The organism is Stutzerimonas sp. NM35, from assembly GCF_054604355.1.
On record NZ_CM137728.1, the window covers coordinates 2,120,587 to 2,143,099 of the forward strand.

At 62.7% G+C, this 22,513-nt stretch carries 16 protein-coding genes; 1 reads left to right on the top strand and 15 read right to left on the bottom strand.

The genetic code is table 11. The features are described 5' to 3' along the window. The first annotated feature begins 62 nt into the window (after positions 1-62). On the top strand, positions 63-506 hold the full coding sequence (locus tag ACYCFC_RS09945) for a MarR family winged helix-turn-helix transcriptional regulator (RefSeq protein WP_058074906.1): 444 nt from the start codon (positions 63-65) through the stop codon (positions 504-506). Between the two features lie 83 nt (positions 507-589). On the opposite strand, the gene rpsA is transcribed toward ACYCFC_RS09945, so the two are convergent. The 15 genes from rpsA to ACYCFC_RS10020 all read right to left on the bottom strand — a co-directional run bounded on the left by rpsA (position 590) and on the right by ACYCFC_RS10020 (position 21,990). Continuing rightward, positions 590-2,275, bottom strand: coding sequence for a 30S ribosomal protein S1 (gene rpsA / locus ACYCFC_RS09950; RefSeq protein ID WP_181086732.1), 1,686 nt, complete (start codon positions 2,273-2,275; stop codon positions 590-592). A gap of 167 nt (positions 2,276-2,442) precedes the next feature. Further along, positions 2,443-3,129, bottom strand: coding sequence for a (d)CMP kinase (gene cmk, locus ACYCFC_RS09955; protein WP_459653865.1), 687 nt, complete (start codon positions 3,127-3,129; stop codon positions 2,443-2,445). Continuing rightward, positions 3,126-5,351: a bifunctional prephenate dehydrogenase/3-phosphoshikimate 1-carboxyvinyltransferase gene (locus tag ACYCFC_RS09960; RefSeq protein ID WP_459653866.1), complete on the bottom strand. Its 2,226-nt coding sequence runs from the start codon at positions 5,349-5,351 to the stop codon at positions 3,126-3,128. The genes cmk and ACYCFC_RS09960 overlap by 4 nt, the downstream gene beginning before the upstream one ends. A gap of 14 nt (positions 5,352-5,365) precedes the next feature. Beyond that, positions 5,366-6,475 (bottom strand): histidinol-phosphate transaminase, encoded by a 1,110-nt coding sequence (gene hisC / locus ACYCFC_RS09965; protein WP_459653867.1) that lies wholly within the window; start codon positions 6,473-6,475, stop codon positions 5,366-5,368. Between the two features lie 165 nt (positions 6,476-6,640). Continuing rightward, positions 6,641-7,738, bottom strand: coding sequence for a prephenate dehydratase (gene pheA, locus ACYCFC_RS09970; RefSeq protein ID WP_181086728.1), 1,098 nt, complete (start codon positions 7,736-7,738; stop codon positions 6,641-6,643). Next, positions 7,738-8,823, bottom strand: coding sequence for a 3-phosphoserine/phosphohydroxythreonine transaminase (gene serC / locus ACYCFC_RS09975; RefSeq protein ID WP_459653868.1), 1,086 nt, complete (start codon positions 8,821-8,823; stop codon positions 7,738-7,740). Before serC ends, pheA begins: the two co-directional genes overlap by 1 nt. Before the next feature lie 144 nt (positions 8,824-8,967). Continuing rightward, on the bottom strand, positions 8,968-11,772 hold the full coding sequence (gene gyrA / locus ACYCFC_RS09980) for a DNA gyrase subunit A (protein WP_459653869.1): 2,805 nt from the start codon (positions 11,770-11,772) through the stop codon (positions 8,968-8,970). Between the two features lie 165 nt (positions 11,773-11,937). Beyond that, a complete protein-coding gene (gene mtnA, locus ACYCFC_RS09985) occupies positions 11,938-13,014 on the bottom strand; it encodes an S-methyl-5-thioribose-1-phosphate isomerase (protein WP_459653870.1) in 1,077 nt (358 codons plus the stop codon). 293 nt (positions 13,015-13,307) lie between these two features. Continuing rightward, positions 13,308-14,753, bottom strand: a complete 1,446-nt coding sequence (gene ccoN, locus ACYCFC_RS09990; RefSeq protein WP_181086754.1) for a cytochrome-c oxidase, cbb3-type subunit I — start codon at positions 14,751-14,753, stop codon at positions 13,308-13,310. A gap of 300 nt (positions 14,754-15,053) precedes the next feature. After that, positions 15,054-15,698: a glutaredoxin 2 gene (grxB, locus tag ACYCFC_RS09995; RefSeq protein WP_459653871.1), complete on the bottom strand. Its 645-nt coding sequence runs from the start codon at positions 15,696-15,698 to the stop codon at positions 15,054-15,056. Between the two features lie 112 nt (positions 15,699-15,810). Continuing rightward, entirely contained in the window at positions 15,811-17,469 is a 1,659-nt protein-coding gene (locus ACYCFC_RS10000; RefSeq protein ID WP_459653872.1) for a GMC family oxidoreductase, read from the bottom strand. After that, positions 17,459-18,100, bottom strand: coding sequence for a gluconate 2-dehydrogenase subunit 3 family protein (locus ACYCFC_RS10005; RefSeq protein WP_459653873.1), 642 nt, complete (start codon positions 18,098-18,100; stop codon positions 17,459-17,461). Before ACYCFC_RS10005 ends, ACYCFC_RS10000 begins: the two co-directional genes overlap by 11 nt. Next, a complete protein-coding gene (locus ACYCFC_RS10010; protein WP_459653874.1) occupies positions 18,100-19,071 on the bottom strand; it encodes a hypothetical protein in 972 nt (323 codons plus the stop codon). Before ACYCFC_RS10010 ends, ACYCFC_RS10005 begins: the two co-directional genes overlap by 1 nt. A 10-nt stretch (positions 19,072-19,081) precedes the next feature. After that, positions 19,082-20,191: an enolase C-terminal domain-like protein gene (locus tag ACYCFC_RS10015; RefSeq protein ID WP_459653875.1), complete on the bottom strand. Its 1,110-nt coding sequence runs from the start codon at positions 20,189-20,191 to the stop codon at positions 19,082-19,084. Beyond that, positions 20,188-21,990, bottom strand: a complete 1,803-nt coding sequence (locus ACYCFC_RS10020; protein WP_181082277.1) for a thiamine pyrophosphate-requiring protein — start codon at positions 21,988-21,990, stop codon at positions 20,188-20,190. Before ACYCFC_RS10020 ends, ACYCFC_RS10015 begins: the two co-directional genes overlap by 4 nt. Positions 21,991-22,513: the final 523 nt, after the last annotated feature.

Genomic DNA, 22,513 nt, shown 5'->3' on the forward strand with positions numbered 1-22,513 from the left:
GGCGAGAGAAATAAGTCAAACTACTTGACCGAAATTACGCCCACTCCAACAAATACGTCAATATGCCTGACCTAAAAAAAAGCAGCGATCAGCGCCTGATCATGGAGCGTTTCTTTCTCGGCTATCAGGCGTTCACCGCCAAGCCGGACGAGATGCTCGCACGCCGCGGCCTGTCCCGCGTGCACCACCGCATCCTGTTCTTCATCGCCAGCTACCCCGACCTGAGCGTCAAGCAGTTGCTCGGCTACCTGGGGGTCAGCAAACAGGCGTTGAACACCCCGCTGCGCCAACTCATCGAGATGCATCTGGTGGAGAGTCTCACTGCCGAGGACGACAAGCGCAAACGCATGCTGCGCTTCACCAGGGAAGGCGCAAAACTGGAGCAGGCGCTGCGCCGGGAACAGATACGCCTTATCGAGAAGGCCTTCAACGAGGTGGGCGAAGAAGCCGTCAGCGGCTGGCTGGCGGTCAATCAGGCCCTAACCAACCTCGCCCACCGCAACTAAAGACCACTGCGCACGCAAGAAATCCCAGGCACAAAAAAGGGCGAACCGAAGTTCGCCCTTTTTCATTCAGCTGGAATCAGAACTCAGTTCTGGTTTTCCATCTGTGCGCGGATCAGATCACCAATGGTGGTCGGGCCGGCGGAAGGTTCTACGTCCTGCTTGGTACGCAGTTCCTTCATTGCGTCTTTCTCGTCCTCGACGTCTTTCGACTTGATGGACAGGCTGATGACGCGGCTCTTGCGGTCGATGCTGATGATCTTGGCTTCGACTTCTTCGCCTTCCTTCAGCACGTTGCGCGCATCTTCAACGCGGTCGCGGCTGATTTCGGAGGCTTTCAGCGTGGCTTCGATATCGTTGCCCAGATCGATGATGGCGCCTTTGGCGTCAACTTCCTTCACGGTGCCACGAACGATGCTGCCCTTGTCGTTGACGGCGGCGTAGTTGGAGAACGGATCGTCTTCCAGCTGCTTGATGCCCAGGGAGATGCGCTCGCGCTCCGGATCGACCGACAGGATGACGGTATCCAGCTCGTCGCCCTTCTTGAAGCGACGCACGGCTTCTTCACCGACTTCGTTCCAGGAGATGTCGGACAGGTGAACCAGACCGTCGATGCCGCCGTCCAGACCAATGAAGATACCGAAATCGGTGATCGACTTGATGGTGCCGGAGATACGGTCGCCCTTGTTGAACTGGCCGGAGAAGTCTTCCCATGGGTTGGACTTGCACTGCTTGATGCCCAGGGAGATACGACGACGTTCTTCGTCGATGTCCAGAACCATGACTTCCACTTCGTCGCCGACCTGTACGACCTTCGACGGGTGGATGTTCTTGTTGGTCCAGTCCATTTCGGAGACGTGCACCAGGCCTTCCACGCCCTCTTCCAGCTCGGCGAAGCAGCCGTAGTCGGTGAGGTTGGTGACCTTGGCCATGACGCGGGTGTTTTCCGGGTAACGGGCCTTGATGGCAACCCATGGATCTTCGCCCAACTGCTTCAGACCCAGGGAGACGCGGTTGCGCTCGCGGTCGAACTTCAGCACCTTGACGTCGATCTCGTCGCCGACGTTGACGATCTCGGAAGGATGCTTGATGCGCTTCCAGGCCATGTCGGTGATGTGCAGCAGGCCGTCCACGCCGCCCAGATCGACGAATGCGCCGTAGTCGGTGAGGTTCTTGACGATACCCTTGACCTGCTGGCCTTCCTGCAGCGATTCCAGCAGCGCTTCGCGCTCGGCGCTGTTCTCGGCTTCCAGGACGCTGCGACGGGAAACGACAACGTTGTTGCGCTTCTGGTCGAGCTTGATGACCTTGAACTCGAGTTCCTTGCCTTCCAGGTGAGTGGTATCACGCACCGGACGGACATCGACCAGGGAACCTGGCAGGAACGCACGGATGCCGTTAACGTCGACCGTGAAGCCGCCCTTAACCTTACCGTTGATAACGCCCTTGACCACTTCCTCAGCTGCGAAAGCCGCTTCCAGAACAATCCAGCACTCGGCACGCTTGGCTTTCTCGCGGGACAGCTTGGTCTCACCGAAGCCATCTTCAACCGCGTCCAGCGCAACGTGAACTTCGTCACCCACGCTGATGGTCAGCTCGCCCTGCTCGTTGTAGAACTGCTCGACCGGGATGACGCCCTCGGACTTCAGACCGGCATGGACGGTGACCCAGTCACCATCGATGTCGACCACGATGCCGGTGATGATGGCGCCCGGCTGCATGTCGAGGGATTTCAGGCTTTCTTCAAAAAGTTCTGCAAAGCTTTCGCTCATGTTTATTCCTGCTGTTTTCAGGCGAGAATCCGCCCAATCTCCACGCCCCAGATAACGTGGGTTCATTCATATAAAAAAAGGCCTGCGGGACTGGACCTGGTCTCCCACATGCCTCCTTGTTGACGGCCCTGAATCAGGCCGCTGAGACGCCTTTCGACGCCTGATCATCAGGCGAAATCGCGCTTGTCGACTTCGCTCAGAATCTGTCCCAATACCTGCTCGATGGACAGTGCAGTGGAATCCAGCTGGATGGCATCGTCTGCCGGCTTCAGCGGCGCCACTGCACGCTGGGTATCGCGCTCATCGCGCGCCCGTATCTCGTCGAGAAGACTCGCGAGGTTAACATCATCGCCCTTGGCCTTCAACTGCAGGAAGCGCCGACGCGCCCTTTCCTCGGCGCTGGCGGTGAGGAATATCTTCAGCGTAGCATCGGGGAAAACCACCGTTCCCATGTCCCGACCATCGGCCACCAGCCCGGGTGCCTCACGAAAAGCCTTCTGCCGCTGCAGCAGGGCTTCACGCACCACCGGCAGGGCTGCGACCTGGGAAGCCCCGGCACCGACGACCTCGTTGCGGATGGCCTCGGTGACGTCTTCGCCTTCGAGCACGATGCGCATGCCATGCCCATCCTGCGCCGCACCGAACTGCACATCCAGATGGGCGGCCAGTGCCTTGAGGGCTTCCTCGTTGGTCAGATCGACGCAGTGGTTGCGAGCGGCGAAGGCAAGCAAGCGATACAGCGCGCCGGAATCGAGAAAATTCCAGCCCAGCTTGCCGGCAAGCAAAGCCGCGACCGTGCCTTTGCCCGAACCGCTCGGGCCGTCGATGGTAATGACCGGAACCTGCCTGATCATGAAGCCTCCTCCACGGCAACCCGCATGCCCGCGCGCCCGGCCAGTACCAGGAAATTGGGGAACGAAGTCGCGACGTTGGCGCAATCGTGGATGCGGATCGGCGCACTGGCGCGCAGTGCCGCAACGCTGAATGACATGGCGATGCGATGGTCGCCATGCGCCCAGACTTCACCGCCGCCCATGGGGCCACCGTCGATGACGATGCCGTCGGGCGTCGGCTCGGCCTTGACGCCCAGGGTCTGCAAACCGTCGGCCATCACCTGGATACGATCCGATTCCTTGACCCGCAGTTCCTCGGCGCCACGCAGCAGCGTGCGGCCTTCGGCGCAGGCGGCGGCGATGAACAGCACCGGGAATTCGTCGATGGCCAGCGGCACCAGCGCTTCGGGAATCTCGATGCCCCTGAGCTGCGCGGCCCGCACACGAATGTCGGCCACCGGCTCGCCACCCACTTCACGCTGATTGGTCAGCTCGATGTTGGCGCCCATCAGCTTGAGGATGTCGATCACGCCGGTGCGCGTGGGGTTGATGCCCACATGTTCCAGAGTGACATCCGACCCCTCGGCAATACTGGCAGCGACCATGAAGAAGGCGGCGGACGAGATATCGGCCGGTACTTCGATCTGCGTGGCGCTCAGCGTGTGGCCCGGTTCGACGGTTGCGGTGCTGCCTTCCACCAGAACCGGATAGCCGAAGCCCTGGAGCATACGCTCGGTGTGGTCGCGGGTGGGCGCAGGCTCGGTCACTGACGTCCGGCCTGCAGCATAGAGCCCGGCGAGCAGCAGGCAGGATTTGACCTGGGCGCTGGCCATGGGCATGTCGTAATGCATGCCGGACAGCTTCTGGCCACCACGGATGGTCAGCGGCGGACGGCCCTCGGCGGCGGTTTCGATGATCGCGCCCATCTCGCGCAAGGGGTTGGCGACGCGGTTCATCGGTCGCTTGGAGAGCGAGGCATCGCCGGTCAGCGTGGTATCGAACGGCTGCGCGGCGAGCAAGCCGGCCAGCAGGCGCATGGAGGTGCCGGAGTTGCCCAGATAGATCGGACCGGGCGGCGTCTTCAGGCCGTGCAGGCCGACGCCATGCACGGTCACGCGGCCCTGGTGCGGCCCTTCGATGACCACGCCCATGTCGCGGAAGGCCTGGATGGTGGCCAGCGCGTCTTCGCCTTCGAGAAAGCCCTCGACCTCGGTGGTGCCTTCGGCCAGCGAGCCGAGCATGATCGAGCGGTGGGAAATGGATTTGTCGCCTGGCACACGCAACTGGCCAGTCAGGCTGCCGCCAGGGTTGGCGAGGAAGATCAGGTCATTGGAATGCATAACGTCCACATAGGCTCTGCGAGCCAGTATTTTGCTGAAATGTTCCCGGGCAGCCCTGGCGCGCGTGAATACGCCCAGCAGTGTATGCCCGTCTCCTTCATCGACTGCGGCGCGCAGGGCGTCGAGGTCGGTACGAAAATCATCCAGGGTAGCCAGCACCGCTTCACGATTGGCCAGGAAGATGTCGTGCCACATCACCGGATCGCTGCCCGCTATGCGGGTGAAATCGCGAAAACCGCCGGCAGCATAACGAAAGATCTCCAGATTCTCATGACGTTTGGCCAGCGAATCCACCAGCCCGAACGCCAGCAGGTGCGGCAGATGACTGGTGGCCGCCAGCACCTCGTCATGGTGGGCGACTTCCATGTGCTCGACAGACGCGCCCAGCGCCGTCCATAATTGATCGACCAGCGCCAGCGCCTGCGGATCGGTGCCGGCCACGGGCGTCAGGATTACCTTGTGCCGCCGGAACAGCGAAGCATCGGCGGCGCTGATGCCACTGCGCTCGGAACCCGCGATGGGATGGCCCGGCACGAAACGCGCCGGCATGGCGCCGAACGCTCGCGTCGCACAGCGCACCAGATTGCCCTTGGCGCTGCCGACATCGGTCAGGACCGCATCGCCCAGCTCCAGTTGCGACAACTGTTCCAGCAGTTTTTCCATCGCCAGGATCGGCGCGGCCAGCTGGATCACGCTGGCGCCACGGCACGCCTCCTCCAGCGTCTCGGCGCAACGATCCACCACACCCAGCTCGACGGCCAGCTGGCGGCTGTTGGCATTCGGATCGAAACCCACCACCTCGTTGCACAGCCTCTGCTCGCGCAGCCCCTTGGCGAACGAGCCGCCAATCAGGCCAAGCCCGATCACCACCAGGCGATCGACGACAGGTTTCTGTTGTTGCAAGCTGAGGCCCCGGGTCACTGATCGAGCACTACACGCAAGGCTTCGAGGAAGCGGGCATTTTCCGTTTCGGTGCCGATGGAAACCCGCAGGAAGGTCGGCATGCCGTAACCGGCAATCGGTCGGACGATGACACCCTCGCGCAGCAGTCCGGCATTGATAGGCGCCGCATCGCGCCCCAGATCGACTGCCAGGAAATTGCCCCGCGAAGGAATCCACTCCAGCCCCAGCTCGCGCAGGCCGTTTTCCAGCTGCGCCATGCCGGCACGGTTCACCCGCCGCCCTTCGGCCAGATAGTCCTCATCGTCCAGCGCAACGCAGGCCGCCGTCAGGGCGAGGCTGTTGACGTTGAATGGCAGGCGCACCCGGTTGAGCACATCGGCAATCTGCGGCGACGAGGCCGAGTAACCGACCCGCAGCCCCGCCAGGCCGTAGGCCTTGCACAACGTGCGCGACACCAGCAGGTTGGGATAGCGATCCAGGTAGTTTAGGCCGTTGGGCAATTCGTCGCCCTCGGTGAACTCGATATAGGCCTCGTCCAGCACCACCAGAACGCTCGCAGGAACGCGGTCGAGGAAAGCCTCCAGCGCCTGCGGGCCGAACCAGGTGCCCGTGGGGTTGTTCGGATTGGCGACGAAGACCACGCCGGTCTGCTCGTCGATGGCGTCGAGCATGCCGTTCAGGTCGTGACCGTAGTCGATGGCCGACACCACGCGGCTTTCGGCACCCGCGGCTTGCGTGCACAGCGGATAGGCAGCAAAGGCATGAGCACTGAACACCGCATTGCGGCCCGGTGCCAGCCAGCAGCGCGCGACCAGATCGAGGATATCGTTGGAACCATTGCCCAGGGTGATCTGCTCGGGCTTGAGGCCGAAACGCTCGGCCAGCTTGGCTTTCAGCCGGTAGCCACTGCCATCGGGATAACGCGTCAGCTCGGGCAGCTCGGCGGCAATCGCTTCCAGCACGCGAGGATTCGGGCCAAGCGGATTTTCATTGCTGGCCAGTTTGACGATCTGCGCCGGATCGATACCCAACTCACGCGCCAGCTCATCGATCGGCTTGCCGATCACGTAAGGAGACAGTTTTTGTACGCCCGGTACGGCCAGGGCGAGGAAATCGGCACTCATGTTCAGCTCCGCTCACAGCCGGCTGAGCCGGCGCTTGAGGCTGTAGGCTTGAGGCTGGACGATCAGCCTCAAGCCCACCCTCATGTTCATCGGCACGCTTGCCTTCAACAGCGCACCATACTTATCGTCGAGCCTTCAGCCTCAAGCCTCCAGCCAAAGCCGTGCTTACAGCACGGCTTTCGGGTACGACCCCAGCACCTTGAGCGCCACGGCTTCGTTGCCGATCTTTTCCAGCACGTCCCTGATCAGCGGGTCCTGGTGATGGCCGATGCAGTCGATGAAGAACACATAGGTCCACTTGCCGCTGCGCGACGGGCGGGTTTCGATGCGGGTCAGGTCGATGCCGTTGGCATGGAACGGCATCAGCAGTTCATGCAGCGCGCCCGGCTTGTTGCGCATGGAGACGATGATCGAGGTCTTGTCGTCGCCGGTCGGCGGCACTTCCTGGCTGCCGATGATCAGAAAGCGCGTGGAGTTGTCCGGGCGATCCTCGATCTTTTCCGCCAGCTTGGTCAGCCCGTACAGCTGTGCCGCCATGTCGCCGGCGATGGCCGCCGAGTTCCACTCGCTCTTTACCCGTCTGGCGGCGTCGGCATTGCTCGATACCGCCACGCGCTCGACATTCGGGTAGTGCGCGTCCAGCCACTTGCGGCACTGCGCGAGTGATTGTGCGTGGGAATAGATGCGGGTGATGCGATCGGTCTTGGTCGTTTCGCCCACCAGCAGGTGGTGGTGGATGCGCAGCTCGACTTCACCGCAGATGACGATGTCATGTTCGAGGAAGCTGTCCAGGGTGTGGTTGACCGCACCCTCGGTGGAGTTTTCCACCGGCACCACGCCGAAGTTCACCGCGCCGGCGACCACTTCGCGGAACACCTCGTCGATGGCCGCCATCGGCTTGCTGACCACAGACTGACCGAAATGCTTGAGCGCCGCCGCTTGCGAGAAGGTGCCCTCCGGACCGAGATAGGCGACTCGCAACGGCTGCTCCAGGGCCAGACAGGAGGACATTATCTCGCGGAACAGACGCGCCATTTCTTCATTGTCCAGCGGCCCCCTGTTCAGCTCCATGATGCGCTTGAGCACCTGCGCCTCGCGCTCGGGGCGATAGAACACCACCTCCTCACCCTCGGCCAGCGACGCGGTCTTGACCCGCGCCACATCCTGGGCACAACGCGCACGTTCGCTGATCAGGTCGAGAATCCGCTCGTCCAGATTGTCGATGCGTACGCGCAGGGCCTTGAGCTGATCGGCTTCACTCATCAGCCGTGCTCCTTCTCGAATTCGGCCATGTAGGCGACCAGCGCTTCGACGGCATCCAGACCCACCGCGTTATAGATGGAAGCACGCATGCCGCCGACCGAACGATGGCCTTTCAGGTTGAGCAGACCGCGCGCATCGGCGCCAGCCAGGAAGGTCTTGTCCAGACGCTCGTCAGCCAGACGGAACGGCACGTTCATCCAGGAGCGGGCATTCACGGCAATCGGGTTGGTGTAGAACTCGCTGGCGTCGATGACACCGTAGAGCAGCTCCTTCTTGGCGCGGTTGCGCTGCTCCATCGCTTCGACGCCACCCTGCTCCTTGAGCCACTCGAAGACCAGTCCCGACAGATACCAGGAAAAGGTCGCCGGCGTGTTGTACATCGAGCCGTTGTCGGCGGCGATCTTGTAATCGAGCATCGTCGGGCAACTGGAGCGCGCCTTGCCGAGCAGGTCTTCACGGACGATCACCACCACCAGCCCGGAAGGGCCGATGTTCTTCTGCGCGCCGGCGTAGATCAGGCCGAACTTCGAGACGTCGATGGGACGCGACAGGATGTCCGAGGACATGTCGACCACCAGTGGCGTGTCACCGAGGTCCGGCACCCAGTCGAACTGCAGCCCGCCGATGGTCTCGTTGCTGGCGTAATGCAGGTAGGCGGCGTTGTCGCTCAGTTGCCACTCGTTCTGCCCCGGAATGGCGAAGTAGTCGTAAGGCTTGGCGCTGGCGGCCAGGTTGACGTTGCCGAAGCGCCGCGCTTCCTCGATGCTCTTGCGCGACCAGATGCCGGTGTCGACGTAATCGGCGATGCCGTCCTCGGGCAGCAGGTTCAACGGAATCTCGGCGAACTGCTGGCTCGCGCCGCCCTGCAGGAACAGCACCTTGTAGTTCGACGGGATCGCCAGCAGGTCGCGCAGGTCCTGCTCGGCCTTCTCGGCTATCGCTACGTATGCGTCGCTGCGATGACTCATTTCCATCACCGACAGACCACGACCCTGCCAGTCCAGCAGTTCGGCCTGGGCGCGTTGCAACACCGCTTCGGGCAGCGCGGCGGGGCCGGCGCAGAAGTTAAAGGCGCGTTTGCTCATCTTCGTTCTCTCAAAAACGGTCGATACCATGTTCGCTCCGCCCGTCGCCTGAAGGCCAAGGGCCAGCGCTTGCAATGCTTTCGGCCCAGCGGCACGGGCAATCCGCAACGAAGGCGAGGCCTTGCGACCTCGCCTTCGCGCGAATCAGTTCTCGTCGTCGGTCGGCACTACATCAGGCGGCACATCACCGCCACCACCGAGCAGTTCGTCTTCATCGGGTTCGGTGCTGACGACAGGCATTTCCTTTTCTAGCGCCTCGTCATCCAGACTCGCCTCGATCTCTTCAAGCACCTCCTCCTCGGAAGGTTCCTGAACACGCTCGAGACTGACCAGATGCTCGTTCTTGGCCAGCTTGATCAGTGTCACGCCCTGGGTATTGCGGCCCAGCGATGAGACCTCATCGACACGGGTACGCACCAGCGTGCCCTGGTCGGAAATCAGCATGATTTCCTCGCCAGACTGCACCTGCACCGCGCCGACCAGAGGCCCGTTGCGCTCATTGGTGACCATGGCGATCACGCCCTGACCACCACGACCGCGCCGCGGGAACTCGTCGATCACCGTGCGCTTGCCATAGCCATTGAGGCTGGCAGTAAGAATCTGCGCCTCGGGTTCCGGAATCAGCATGGAAATCAGGCGCTGACCTTCCGGCAGGCGCATGCCGCGGACGCCACGGGCGGTACGGCCCATGGTGCGCACGTGTTTTTCCTTGAAGCGGATGACCTTGCCGCCATCGGAGAACAGCATGACTTCGCGGGCGCCATCGGTAATCGCAGCGGCGATCAGGGTGTCGCCCTCTTCCAGGCCGAGCGCGATCAGGCCGACGCTGCGCGGACGGCTGAACTGCGACAGCGGGGTCTTCTTCACGGTGCCCTTGGCGGTCGCCATGAAGATATAGGTGCCGGTAGGCTCGTCCACCGAATCATCGGCTTCCTCGCCGTCGAGCGACTCTTGCGTCTCATCGCTTTCGCCGATGATTTCCGCATCTTCGACGTCATCGTCCTCATGCAACTGCTGACGCGCCGCCTCGATGTCGATCTGCAGCATCGCGGTGATGCTTTCGCCGTCATCCAGTGGCAGCAGATTCACCAGCGGACGGCCACGCGAAGTACGCGACGCCTCGGGGATTTCGTAGGTCTTGAGCCAGTACACCTTGCCCTTGCTGGAAAACAGCAACAGCGTGGCGTGGCTGTTGGCGACCAGCAGATGCTCGACGTAATCCTCTTCCTTGACGCCGGTTGCCGCCTTGCCGCGACCGCCCCGGCGCTGCGCCTGATAGGCCGCCAGGGGTTGCGACTTGGCATAGCCACCGTGGGAAATGGTGACGACGCGCTCTTCTTCGGTGATCAGGTCGGCCAGGGTCAGATCCAGACGCGCTTCGAGAATCTCGGTGCGACGTGCATCGCCGAACTCGGCCTTGACGCCTTCCAGCTCCTCGCAGATGACTTCCATCAGACGCACAGGGCTGGTCAGGATGCGAATCAGCTCGCCGATCTGGGTCAGGATTTCCTGGTATTCGCTCAGCAGCTTCTCGTGCTCGAGACCGGTCAGGCGGTGCAGGCGCAGATCGAGGATGGCCTGAGCCTGCTCCGGCGACAGGTAGTAGCGACCGTCGCGCAGCCCGTACTGCGGATCGAGGTCTTCGGGACGGCAGGAGTCGGCGCCGGCACGCTCGACCATCGACTCCACCGCACTGGACTCCCAGGCCGTGGCGATCAGCGCATCCTTGGCTTCGGCCGGGGTCGGCGAGGCCTTGATCAGGGCGATGACCGGATCGATATTGGACAGCGCAACCGCCTGCCCTTCGAGGATGTGCCCACGCTCACGCGCCTTGCGCAGCTCGAATACCGTACGCCGCGTCACCACCTCACGGCGGTGGCGAACGAAGGCTTCCAGCAGCTCCTTGAGGTTCAGCGTACGCGGCTGGCCATCGACCAGCGCCACCACGTTGATGCCGAACACGCTCTGCAGTTGGGTCTGCGCATAGAGGTTGTTGAGAATGACTTCCGGCACTTCGCCGCGGCGCAGCTCGATGACGACGCGCATGCCGTCCTTGTCGGACTCGTCGCGCAGCTCGGTGATGCCTTCGAGCTTCTTCTCTTTCACCAGCTCGGCGATCTTCTCGATCAGCCGCGCCTTGTTCAGCTGGTACGGCAGCTCGGTGATGACGATCTGCTGACGGCCACCCACCTTGTCGATGTCCTCGATGGTCGAGCGGGCGCGCATGTAGATGCGACCGCGACCGGTGCGGTAGGCCTCAATGATGCCGGCGCGACCATTGATGATGCCGGCGGTGGGGAAATCCGGACCGGGAATATGGGCCATCAGTTCGTCGATGCTGATATCCGGATTGGCGATCAACGCCAGGCAACCGTCGATGACTTCACCCAGGTTGTGCGGCGGGATGTTGGTCGCCATGCCCACCGCGATACCGCTGGAACCGTTGACCAGCAGGTTCGGGATCTTGGTCGGCATGACCGCCGGAATCTGCTCGGTGCCGTCGTAGTTCGGCACCCAATCCACGGTTTCCTTGTGCAGGTCGGCCAGCAGCTCGTGAGCCAGCTTGGCCATGCGCACTTCGGTGTAACGCATGGCCGCGGCGCTGTCGCCATCTACCGAACCGAAGTTGCCCTGGCCGTCGACCAGCAGGTAGCGCAGCGAGAACGGCTGAGCCATACGGACGATGGTGTCGTAAACCGCCGAGTCGCCGTGAGGGTGGTATTTACCGATCACGTCACCGACCACACGGGCCGATTTCTTGTACGGCTTGTTCCAGTCGTTACCCAGCTCGCTCATGGCAAAAAGCACACGACGATGCACGGGCTTCAAGCCGTCGCGCGCATCGGGCAGCGCCCGCCCGACGATTACGCTCATTGCGTAATCGAGGTAGGACTGCTTGAGTTCGTCTTCGATATTGACCGGGAGGATTTCTTTGGCCAGTTCGCCCATGGAAGCCTGGTTCCTTATAGTCAGCAGGGTCCTGCGATTAAGCGCGGAATGTTATCACAAGGCAGAGAGGCGCTGGAGGCTGGAGGCTTAACGAAGAAAGCACTCGATCGACGCTACTCGTCCAGCTTCCCAGCCTCCAGCCGCTTTTCCCGGCTTTTTTGCCTGCTAATGCAGCCGCTTGTGGCTCATCAACGCCGCTATCTTCGCCGCATTGGGACGTTCGACGAGGCCTTTTTCGGTGATGATGGCGTCGATCAGGTCGGCGGGTGTCACATCGAAGGCCGGGTTGAATGCCTCGACATCCGCGGCGAAACGCTGACCGTCGAGCGCCAGCAACTCGCTGCCAGCCCGCTCTTCGATGGCAATTTCCTCGCCGCTTTCCAGTGCCAGGTCGATGATCGAACTCGGCGCCACCACCATGAAGCGCGTCCCATGGTGCATGGCGAGCACGGAAAGCTGATAGGTGCCAATCATGCCGAGAATGTCGCCATTGGCGGCGATCCGTTCCGCCCCGACGATGACCCAGGTGATGCCACGGGTCTTCATCAGGTGTGCCGCGCATGAATCGACAGTCAGCGTTACCGGCACGCCTTCGGCATCCAGCTCCCAGGCCGTCAGCCGAGCGCCCTGCAGATCGGGGCGGGTTTCATCGACATAGACCCGTTCGACCAGCCCTTCCAGATGCGCTGCGCGGATCACGCCGAGCGCCGTGCCGAAACCGCCGGTGGCCAGCGCACCGTTGCCGCAATGGGTCAGCAGGTTCTGCAGATTGCCCTGGTGCCGGCGGATCAGCTCGCCCCCCTGCTGCGCCATGCCGAGGTTGATTTCGCGATCACTGGCCAGCATGGATGCCGCCTGTTCCTCGGCGATGGCAAAAGGGTCCTCGCCAGGCTTGAGACGATCCAGCCGCTCGCGCATCCGGCTCAGCGCGCCGAAGGGACCGACCGACGCCGGGCACGCAGCAGCCAGCACCTGAACATCCTCTTCCAGCGCCGCACGCCAATCGCCACCTGTGGCCAGCCGCGCACGCAACCCCAGCAGCAGTCCATAGGCCGCCGTGATCTCGCTTGATGCAGCGCCACGCACGACCCCTTCGTCAATGGCGGTCGCCACAGCGGCTGCGCACTCACAGGTATGCCACACCTCGGCCAACGGCAACCGGCGCTGGTCGATCAGGCTCAGCTGGCCGTCCCGCCACTCGATGGCCTTCACCTTTTCCGCGCTCAGCAAACGCTCGCGCATGACAATACTTCTTTTCAAATTGGCGTCCTGACGATCGGGAGTGGAAGCGGCCAGCCGCCCGGAATATGCGAACCGCACAGAAAAGCCCGGCCATTCGCGGACCGGGCTTGTGCGTTTCAGAGATGATGGCGCGCGACTCGAACACTCACGCGCCAGACAGGCGGCGAATCCTAATCGACTGATTTTCCTGGCACAAGGAAAGCACACGATGGGCGCTCACCGCTGCGCTGCAGGCTTCGCACAGCGCATCCCGGGACCCGCTCAAAGCCTGTCCAGTGCCGATAACGTTCTATCTATACCGCCGCACCCGCTTCCAGAGGTTCTAGAACCTGCCGGGGAGCCGCCTGGCGCACAGTCCGCCAGGTGTTGTAGGCCATCAGCAGCATCCCCAGAACGAAGGTGCCGCCGCCGACCAGCCGCACCACATACCCTGGATGGCTGGCGTCCAGCGCCTCGACGAATGAATAGGTCAGGGTGCCGTCATCATTGACCGCCCGCCACATCAGGCCCTGGGCGATGCCGTTGACCCACATCGAGGCGATATAAAGGACGGTGCCGATGGTCGCCAGCCAGAAATGCGCATTGATCAGCCGGACGCTGTACATCCGCTCCTGCCCCCAGAGCGCGGGAACCATGTGATAGAGCGTCCCGATGGAAATCATCGCCACCCAACCCAGCGCGCCGGCGTGCACGTGACCGATGGTCCAGTCGGTGTAGTGGGACAGCGCGTTGACGGTCTTGATCGCCATCATCGGCCCCTCGAAGGTGGACATGCCGTAGAACGCCAGCGATACCACCAGGAAGCGCAGGATCGGATCGGTGCGCAACTTATGCCAGGCGCCGGACAGCGTCATCATGCCGTTGATCATGCCGCCCCAGCTCGGCGCCAGCAGCACGACGGACATCGCCATGCCCAGGCTCTGCGCCCAGTCCGGCAGCGCGGTGTAATGCAGATGGTGCGGTCCGGCCCAGATATAAAGGCTGATGATCGCCCAGAAATGCACGATGGACAGACGATAGGAATACACCGGGCGTTCGGCCTGTTTGGGCACGAAGTAATACATCATCCCGAGGAACCCCACCGACAGGATGAAGCCCACCACGCTGTGCCCGTACCACCACTGGATCATCGCGTCCGTCGCCCCGGAATAGTAAGAATAGGACTTGAGCAGCGTCACCGGAATGGCGACGTGATTGATCACATGCACCATCGCCGTGACGACGATGAAAGCGCCATAGAACCAGTTGGCGACATAGATATGTCGCATCCGGCGCCGCGCAATGGTCCCGAAGAAAAGGTACGCATAAGCCACCCAGACCAGCGTGACCCACAGGGCGATGGGCCACTCCATTTCGGCGTACTCCTTGGACGAGGTGAAACCCAGCGGATAGCTGACCAGCATCGCCACGATCGCGATCTGCCAGCCCCAGAAGACGAAATTCGCCAGCCCATCGGAGATCAGCCGCGCCTTGCAGGTGCGCTGCACCACGTAAAACGAGGTGGCGAACAGCGCACCGCCGCCAAAGGCGAATATCACCAGGTTGGTATGAACCGGACGAATGCGTCCGAAACTGGTCCAGGGCAGTCCCAAATTGAGTTCGGGCCATACCAGCTGGGCCGCGATGACCGCGCCCATGCCCATCCCGACAACACCCCAGAACAGGGTCATCAGCGTGAAGCGCCGAACGACCTCGTAGTTGTATGTCGGGGCGGTTTCATCAAAAGCAGCGTCGACCATGGCGATTCCAGGCAGGTTGAAGATCATCCTTCGTCACCTCATTCCTGACCGGAAACGCCAGGCACGTGAAATGACGACCAAACAAGCCTGGAAAGTGTGCAACCTAGATTTTAATAAAACCAACGAATATTAATGAACATTTAACTCATTAATATTCATGTAAATATTCGTCTGGCATGATCTTGCCTTCGTGCAAATCACCGTACTGCACGCGCGATAAATCATTAAGAGCCGAACCCGGTAAATGCGCGCCTCCTTTTTCCGCACCCGGCAGCCGTTCGCGCCCTCAGTCGCACGTGTTCAGAGCGCCCGGTCGAAAAAGGTGTCGAGTCCGCAGCGCTGGGCCTGGGCCACGGTGTAGGCGCGCACCTTCTCGGGCCACTCGATGGCTTTCACCACGCTCAGGCTGCGTAGCATGGGAAATAGCGTGACGTCGTCCCAGCGCGGATGCTCGAGGGTCGGTGTCAGGTCGATGATCTCCGGCAAGCGCTTCAGTTGTGCTTCGACCTCGCGAGCCTTGGCCTCGGTGTTGGCCATCGCCTCGTCGAAGTCGCCGATGGTTTCGGTTTTCTTTTCGCGGAAATGTGCGTATGCCGAGGGGCTTGCGAACTCCTCCAGACCGATCTGCGTCCAGCGCGGGTAACCGAGGTATTGCAGGTTCGGCACAAAGGGCTCGAGCCACTGCTTCACTGCGGCGGTATCCGGGTCCTGGATCATGGGCTGGCCGTCGAGATAATCGAGGTATTTGACGATGCCCATGCTGTCGGCCATGGGCGTGTCGTCATCGCGCACCAGCACCGGTATCTGGTGCTTGCCGATCAGATGGGTGATGGTCTGCTCGTCATCGGCTGGTAGCACCACGCACTCGGCTTCGATCCCCTTCAGATTCAATGCCATGCGTACTCGGGCACTGAATGGACAGTGGTCGTAGTAATAGAGCTTCATCGTTCACCTCCGCACAGGGTTAAAGAAAATGACCGGAACAAGCGTTTGCGGTTTTGTCTTTCAGCCATGAACCGACGAGAGGGGCGGCACTGCGGGTTGGCGGTCATCCGCTTCATAACTCGCCACGTGCCGCCAGCGCACGAATGCGATCGGCGGTGCGGCAGGCGATCGCCTGGATGGTCAGCGACGGGTTCACCCCGCCAGATGTCGGAAACACCGAGCCGTCGCAAACCCACAGGTTGGAAATGTCCCAACTGCGGCAGTCGCCGTTCACCACGCTGGTCGCCGGGTCGCAGCCCATGCGCGCGGTGCCCATCAGGTGCGCGGTGCCGTCCGCTTCGCTCCAGAGGTTGCGCGCGCCCATGCCGTCGAGGCCGCGACGCATGAAGTCGACCGCATGATCGACCAGGTACCGATCGTTATCGCCCATCGACCAGGTGACGCGGGCAATCGGCAGGCCGTATTGGTCCTTTTCGTCCGCCAGGGTCACCCGGTTGCGCTCCTGCGGCAGTGTCTCGCCGACGATTTTCAGCCCGACCTGATGGTTGTACTTCTGCATCTCATCGACAAGCACCTGGCCCCAGAGACCGTGGTTACCGGTCTGGGTGGCAGCCCAGGCGGCTGGCAGCGGGCCCTGGCTCATGATCGAGTATCCGCCGTGAAAATCCTTGCCGCGGTCTTCGTAGTTCCAGTGCTCACACACCGCAAGCGAGGGCGGCCCCTTGTACCAGCGGATTTCTTCGTCGACCTCGCCCCATACCGCCTGGTTGGTGTGCACCATCAGGTTTTTGCCCAGCAGCCCGCTGCTGTTGGCCAGGCCGTCGGGGTAACGCGCGTTAGCCGAGTTGAGCAGCAGCCGCGGCGTCTCGATGGCATAGCCGGCAACCACCACGTTGCGCGCACGCTGGAAACGCCACTGGCCGTCACGCTGGTAGTGCACGCCGCTGGCCAGGCCGTCGCTGGCCGTTTCGATGCGACCGACCATGGCGAGATCACGAACCTCCGCGCCGGCTGCCAGCGCCCTCGGAATCCAGGTATTGAGCACGCTCTGCTTGGCGTTGGTCGAACAACCCGCGACGCAAAAGCCACGGTAGACGCATGGCGGCGCGTTGTCGCGTGGCGCCGAAAGGGTCGCCAGGGGCGTCGGCGCCCAGGCCACGCCCATCGCTTCGCAGGCCTTGACCAGGGCCATGCCGGAGGCGTTGATTTCGTGCTGGCGATACGGGTAGCGTGGCCGCTTCGGTCCCCAGGGATAGCGCACCGGGCCGGAGATTTTCAGCGCCTGTTCGACCTCTTTGTAGAAGCGCCACATTTCCTGCCAATCGAGCGGCCAGTCGAAGCCGTAGCCAAGCAGCGAGCGCGCCCTGAACCACTCCGGGCGCATCCGCAGGGAAACCATGGCAAAGTGCACCGTGCTGCCGCCGACCGATTTTCCGCTGTTATTGGTGCCGAGCTTGAGCGGGTTTTCTCCATCGCACAGGCGTTCATCGGTCCAGAACAGTTTTTCCTGGTGCGCTTCGTCCGAGGCGAATTCCTCCAGTGGGCGCCACCAGGCGCCGGCATCGAAGGCGACGACGGAAAAACCGGCTTCAGCCAACTTGCAGGCGAGCGTGCCGCCACCAGCGCCGGTACCGACGATGGCGAAATCCACCGACTCGTGCTCCGGGTACTCACGCATCGGTACCCAGCCGCCACGGAGGAAGACATTCGGTGCCTGCCCGTGGCGGCCACGCGGGGTATGCAGGGCATCGAGCCAGCGATCAGCGGACACGACGGTTCAGCTTCCGTGCTTTGGCTTCCTTGCCGGCATGGGCTTCGGCCGCTTCCCAGCTGTCGCGGGCATCTTCGGCCAGCCGCACATAGCCGCGCGGGCTGGCCGGGCCGCCAAAGCCGAGTTCGTTCCAGGAGGTCGGATGGCTGTAATAAGCGCTGGTGATGTCATGCACCAGTCGTTGGCTGAAAAAGACAGCGGTCGGCATGCCCTGCCAAGCCGGGCCTTTCAGTTCATCGCGCTGCATGGCGGCGAGCAGCTCGTCCTGCAGCACGGCGGGCAACTCGGCGAATGGTTGTTGATAACGCTTATTCGACTCCTGATCGAGCGCTTCGAGGCCGATCTTCCAGGCCTGCTGCAGCGGCGGCAGCCGCGCGTCGCGATAGCCGTCACCGGCGCCCTCGGCAACCTTGATTTGCACCAGGGCAGCGACGGGAATCGGTGGGCGGTCTGCCGGTTGCGGCACGATGCGCGCGCAGACCGCCTGCAAGGTACGCCACTGCGCCGCGCCGAAGTACATGGCCTCGCGCGGCACGGCCAGACGTTGATCGACGACCTGACGGCTCGGCTCGTCCCAGGACGGCCCCTGGCGTTTGCGCAACACATCATAGTCCGGATAACGGTTGGTCATTATTTCCACCATCGGTATTGGGCCAGTTCCCTTTCCTCATCCAGCAACGAGTGCGCCACGAGCCCGGCCAGTGCGAGGCCGGTAAAGCTCGGCGGCGCCGGCAGTGGCGGGCCGGCCTGCAGATTCTGTCGCCAATTGCGCCAGCCACCGTTGTTGCGAGCGATGCCGAAGGCATGGAAGCCGGCACCGGCGAACCCCATGATGGCGGTGAAGCGCAGGGCCAGGCGCGACAGCCAGCGCAGCCGCCGACGGTGTGGGCTGGTCAGGGCACTGACGGCCAGCAGACCGGCGGCGAGTGGCGGCACGGTCACTGGCAGGTACATGGCGGGGTTCTGGAACGAACCGCGAAAATGCAGCAGGGCGGCTTCGGCGGTGGAGCCGATCAGGCCGCCTGCAGCCATCAGCGCCACTGACTTGCCCGCTGGCAGGCCGAACACTCTCGGCACGACATCACCACTGGCATTGCGCAAACTCTCGGCGTAGTAGCCCAGCAATCCGGAGAGCACTAACGCTGAGGGCGCGCCCAGCGGCGCTCCATAAAAGAGGTTGCTCCAGCCGACGCCACCCGGTCGCTTGCTGACGTTGTAAAGGTGAAACCCGGTACCCATCAGGCCGGTCAGTCCGACCAGCAGGTAAAGGGGGGTACGCACCTTGCTGGCGATAGCGGTCGGAGCCTGCTGCCCTTGCCCGCTGGCCAGCAACGACAACATCGAGGTGATCAGCGGCGTATACATGGCGCGGTTCTGGAAATCTCCGCGGTAGTGCTCCATGGCGCTGTCCAGGGCCACCGAGGTGGCCAGCAATCCGGCGCCGCGGTCCAGCGAGCGTGCGGCGTCGACCAAAGTGCCTTCGCTCGGGTGGAACGACAGGTCGTGATCGCGCTTCTCGTATTTCTGCCAGCTCAGCGCCGCCATGCCCAGCGCGGTAGTGGCGCCGACAGCCAGCAGCCGGAGTTGCGTACGTGAAACCATGCTTCCCCCATCAGATGGCGTATCGTCGGGCATCCGCCTTGCGCAGCCGCAAGCCATGGCCGGGGCGCATCAGGTCCGGCGCTACATGACCGTCCTTGAGCTGCGGCGCCCCCTCGAACAGCATCGACTCCAGCCGCACGTGATCGTGGAACCACTCCAGGTGACGAAAGCGAGACGCGGCGCAACAGGCATGCAGGTGCAACGCCGGTGCGCAGTGTGCGGAAAGATCCAGATGGAATGCCTCACACAAGGCCGCCGCCTGCAGGAATCCGGTTATGCCGCCGCAGCGGGTCAGGTCCGCCTGAAGCACATCCACCGTTTCATGTTCGACGAGGCGGCGAAAATCATCCGTCGTGTAGGCGTACTCACCGGCCGCCACGTCCATTGCCTGACCGCTGGCACTCAGCGCCGCATGCACCTCGCGCATACCCGCGAGATCATCCGAGCTGACCGGCTCCTCGAACCAGCCGACCTGCTGCTCGGCCACCCGATGAGCGAAGGCGATGGCGCTGCGCGGCGTATGGGCACCATTGGCGTCGATGAACAGTCCAGCCTCGCCGATCGCTTCGCGCGCAGCCCGGACACGTTCGGCATCGCGCAGCACATCGGCACCGATTTTCATCTTCACCCAGCGACAGCCGTCCTCGTGGACCCAGCGTTCGAACTGCTTGCACAGACGGGTATCGTCGCAGGTGGTGAATCCGCCGCTGCCATACACCGCGATACGCTCGCGGCGTGCATCGAGCAGGCGCGCCAGTGGCAAGCCAAGCAGGCGCGCCTTGAGGTCCCAGAGCGCACAGTCGACCGCGGAGATGGCGCAGGCCGCCAGCCCCGAGCGACCGAGGTTGCGTACGCTGGCCCAGAGTTGATCGTTGAGCCGACCGATGGCGAAGGCATCCTCGCCTTCGACTCGCTCGCGAAGGCGCCCCTCGATCAGCCGCACCAGAGACGCATCGGCATAGGTATAGCCGAGCCCGGTCTCACCGGCAGCGTCCAGCTCGACCACTACCAGCGTCGTGGCGTTCCAGGCAAAGGTACCGTCAGCCTCTGGCGCGTCGGTTGGAATTCGGTAGGCCGCCACCCGCAAGGCACGGATGGCGGCAGCCGACCACAGCGTCACTTTTCGTCCTTGTGGTGCCCCGGCATGATCGAGCCGAGCACCTGCTTGGCGGTCTGCTTGATGATTCCGCGCTGGTCAGGATCGCCCTGCAGCAACACCGAGGCGTAGGCCTTGGCCTGCTCCAGTTTGATGTGCGGCGGCAGCGGCGGCACGTTCGGGTCGGTCTTGAATTCGAGCAGCACCGGTCGGTCTGCTGCGAGCGCTTGTTCCCAGGCGGCAGCCACCTGATCCTCGCGGTCGCAGAAGATACCTTTCAGACCGATCGATTCGGCGAAGCGGTGATAGGGCACATCGGGAATGTTCTGCGAAGCCTCGAACTTCGGATCGCCTTCCATCACGCGCTGTTCCCACGTCACCTGGTTGAGGTCCTCGTTGTTGAAGACACAGCAGATCAGCTGCGGGCTGGCCCATTCCTTCCAGTACTTGGCTACGGTAATCAGCTCGGCCATGTTGTTCATCTGCATGGCGCCGTCGCCGACCAGCGCCACCACCGGGCGGTCCGGATAGGCGAACTTGGCGGCGATGGCATAGGGCACGGCGGCGCCCATCGAGGCCAGACCGCCCGATAGCGAGCACATCATGCCGCGGCGGATCTTGATGTCGCGCGCGAACCAGTTGGCACAGGACCCCGAGTCGCTGGTGATGATCGCCTGGTCCGGCAGACGTGGCGACAGCTCCCAGGCCACGCGTTGCGGGTTGATCGGATTGGCCGTGGCCATGGCCCGCTCTTCCAGCTTCTCTTCCCACTTGCCGCGCCACTTCTCGACCTGCTGACGCCAGCTGCGGTCGGTCTTCTCTTCGAGCAGCGGCAGTAGCGCGCGAAGGGTCTCCGAAGACTGGCCCTGAAGATTGACCTCCATCGGGTAGCGGATGCTCAGCATGTCGGCCTTGATGTCGATTTGCACGCCGCGCGCCTGGCCTTCCTCGGGCAGAAACTCGGAATAGGGAAAGCCCGAGCCGATCATCAGAAAGGTGTCGCATTCGGTCATCAGCTTGTAGCTTGGCTCGGTCCCGAGCAGACCGATCGAACCGGTGACCCAGGGCAGGTCGTCCGGGAGCGCTGCCTTGCCGAGCAGCGCCTTGGCAACGCCAGCGCCCAGCTTCTCAGCCACGGCGATGACCTCGTCGGTCGCATCCAGCGCACCGGCACCGACCAGGATGGCGACTTTCTTGCCCGCGTTGAGCACTGCGGCTGCACGTTGCAGGTCGACTTCGTAAGGCACCGTCTTCGGTCGGGTGTAGCCGATACCGGACAGCACAGCACCATGCGTGCGTGGCGGTTCGCTGTACTCGGCTTCCTGCAGGTCATTGGGCAGAATGATGACCGCCACCTTGCGCTCGCCATAGGCAGCGCGAATCCCCCGGTCGACCAGATGACGCACCTGGGCCGGAGCGCAGGCCTGCTGGACGAAGGCACCTGCGACATCCTTGAACATCGCCGGCAAATCGATTTCCTGCTGGTAATGGGCGCCCAGCGCAGTGCAGGCCTGTTGGCCGCAGATGGCGAGCACGGGCATATGGTCGAGGCGTGCGTCGTAGAGGCCGGTGAGCAGGTGCGAGGCACCGGGGCCTGAGGTCGCCAGGCAGACACCGAGGCCGCCACTGAATTTGGCATCAGCCGAGGCCATGAAGGCCGCCATTTCTTCGTGGCGGGCCTGGATAAAGCGGATCTTGCCACCGGCCCGGTTCAAGGCGCCGAGCACGCCGTTGATGCCGTCACCGGGATAGCCGTAGATACGGCGCACGCCCCATTGGTAGAGCCGCTCGACAAAGTAATCTCCGACTGTCATTCCACTCATCGTGTACTCCTCTCGTTGATCGATGCGCTTGGGGCAGGACAAGCCCGCCAAGCTCATCGCGAAAAGCGGCCTATCCCCATCGCTCGCCAGCATGACTGCGCATGGCTTTCAGCAAGTCGGCGCGGCTTGCGCCATGGAGGCACATCCAGAACGCGATCCAGTGCGAACACCTGGGTACGCGGAGTCGCCTTTGGGTGGGCGCGCGGTCCGCAGTAGCCCAGGCTGCCGTGCCTCGGCACTCCAGAACGCCGAGATGGGGCGTTTTTTGTGCGATGCCGGTAAAGCAGGTGAAGTTCCACCCATCTGCCAGACGGACTCAGACAATGAGACGACGGGAGGCTCAGTGCGCAAGCCATCTCGTGCACACAGCGGCTGTTGCTTATAAAAGTAGGGGAGTGGAAGAGCGACACCTACATGCGCACTCGCTTCGATTACGATATCTCAGCTGCAGTCTATGATGAAAAAGGCAAGGTTCTCGGCTCAAGCCGCAGGAAAGGAAGCGGCCCAATCGCGAACTTTCTAA

Coding starts and splice junctions, on each gene's coding strand:
- ACYCFC_RS09945 (WP_058074906.1), top strand. CDS start 63: ATGCCTGACCTAAAAAAAAGCAGCGATCAGCGCCTGATCATGGAGCGT.
- rpsA (WP_181086732.1), bottom strand. CDS start 2,275: ATGAGCGAAAGCTTTGCAGAACTTTTTGAAGAAAGCCTGAAATCCCTC.
- cmk (WP_459653865.1), bottom strand. CDS start 3,129: ATGATCAGGCAGGTTCCGGTCATTACCATCGACGGCCCGAGCGGTTCG.
- hisC (WP_459653867.1), bottom strand. CDS start 6,475: ATGAGTGCCGATTTCCTCGCCCTGGCCGTACCGGGCGTACAAAAACTG.
- pheA (WP_181086728.1), bottom strand. CDS start 7,738: ATGAGTGAAGCCGATCAGCTCAAGGCCCTGCGCGTACGCATCGACAAT.
- serC (WP_459653868.1), bottom strand. CDS start 8,823: ATGAGCAAACGCGCCTTTAACTTCTGCGCCGGCCCCGCCGCGCTGCCC.
- gyrA (WP_459653869.1), bottom strand. CDS start 11,772: ATGGGCGAACTGGCCAAAGAAATCCTCCCGGTCAATATCGAAGACGAA.
- mtnA (WP_459653870.1), bottom strand. CDS start 13,014: ATGCGCGAGCGTTTGCTGAGCGCGGAAAAGGTGAAGGCCATCGAGTGG.
- ccoN (WP_181086754.1), bottom strand. CDS start 14,753: ATGGTCGACGCTGCTTTTGATGAAACCGCCCCGACATACAACTACGAG.
- grxB (WP_459653871.1), bottom strand. CDS start 15,698: ATGAAGCTCTATTACTACGACCACTGTCCATTCAGTGCCCGAGTACGC.
- ACYCFC_RS10005 (WP_459653873.1), bottom strand. CDS start 18,100: ATGACCAACCGTTATCCGGACTATGATGTGTTGCGCAAACGCCAGGGG.
- ACYCFC_RS10010 (WP_459653874.1), bottom strand. CDS start 19,071: ATGGTTTCACGTACGCAACTCCGGCTGCTGGCTGTCGGCGCCACTACC.
- ACYCFC_RS10020 (WP_181082277.1), bottom strand. CDS start 21,990: ATGAGTGGAATGACAGTCGGAGATTACTTTGTCGAGCGGCTCTACCAA.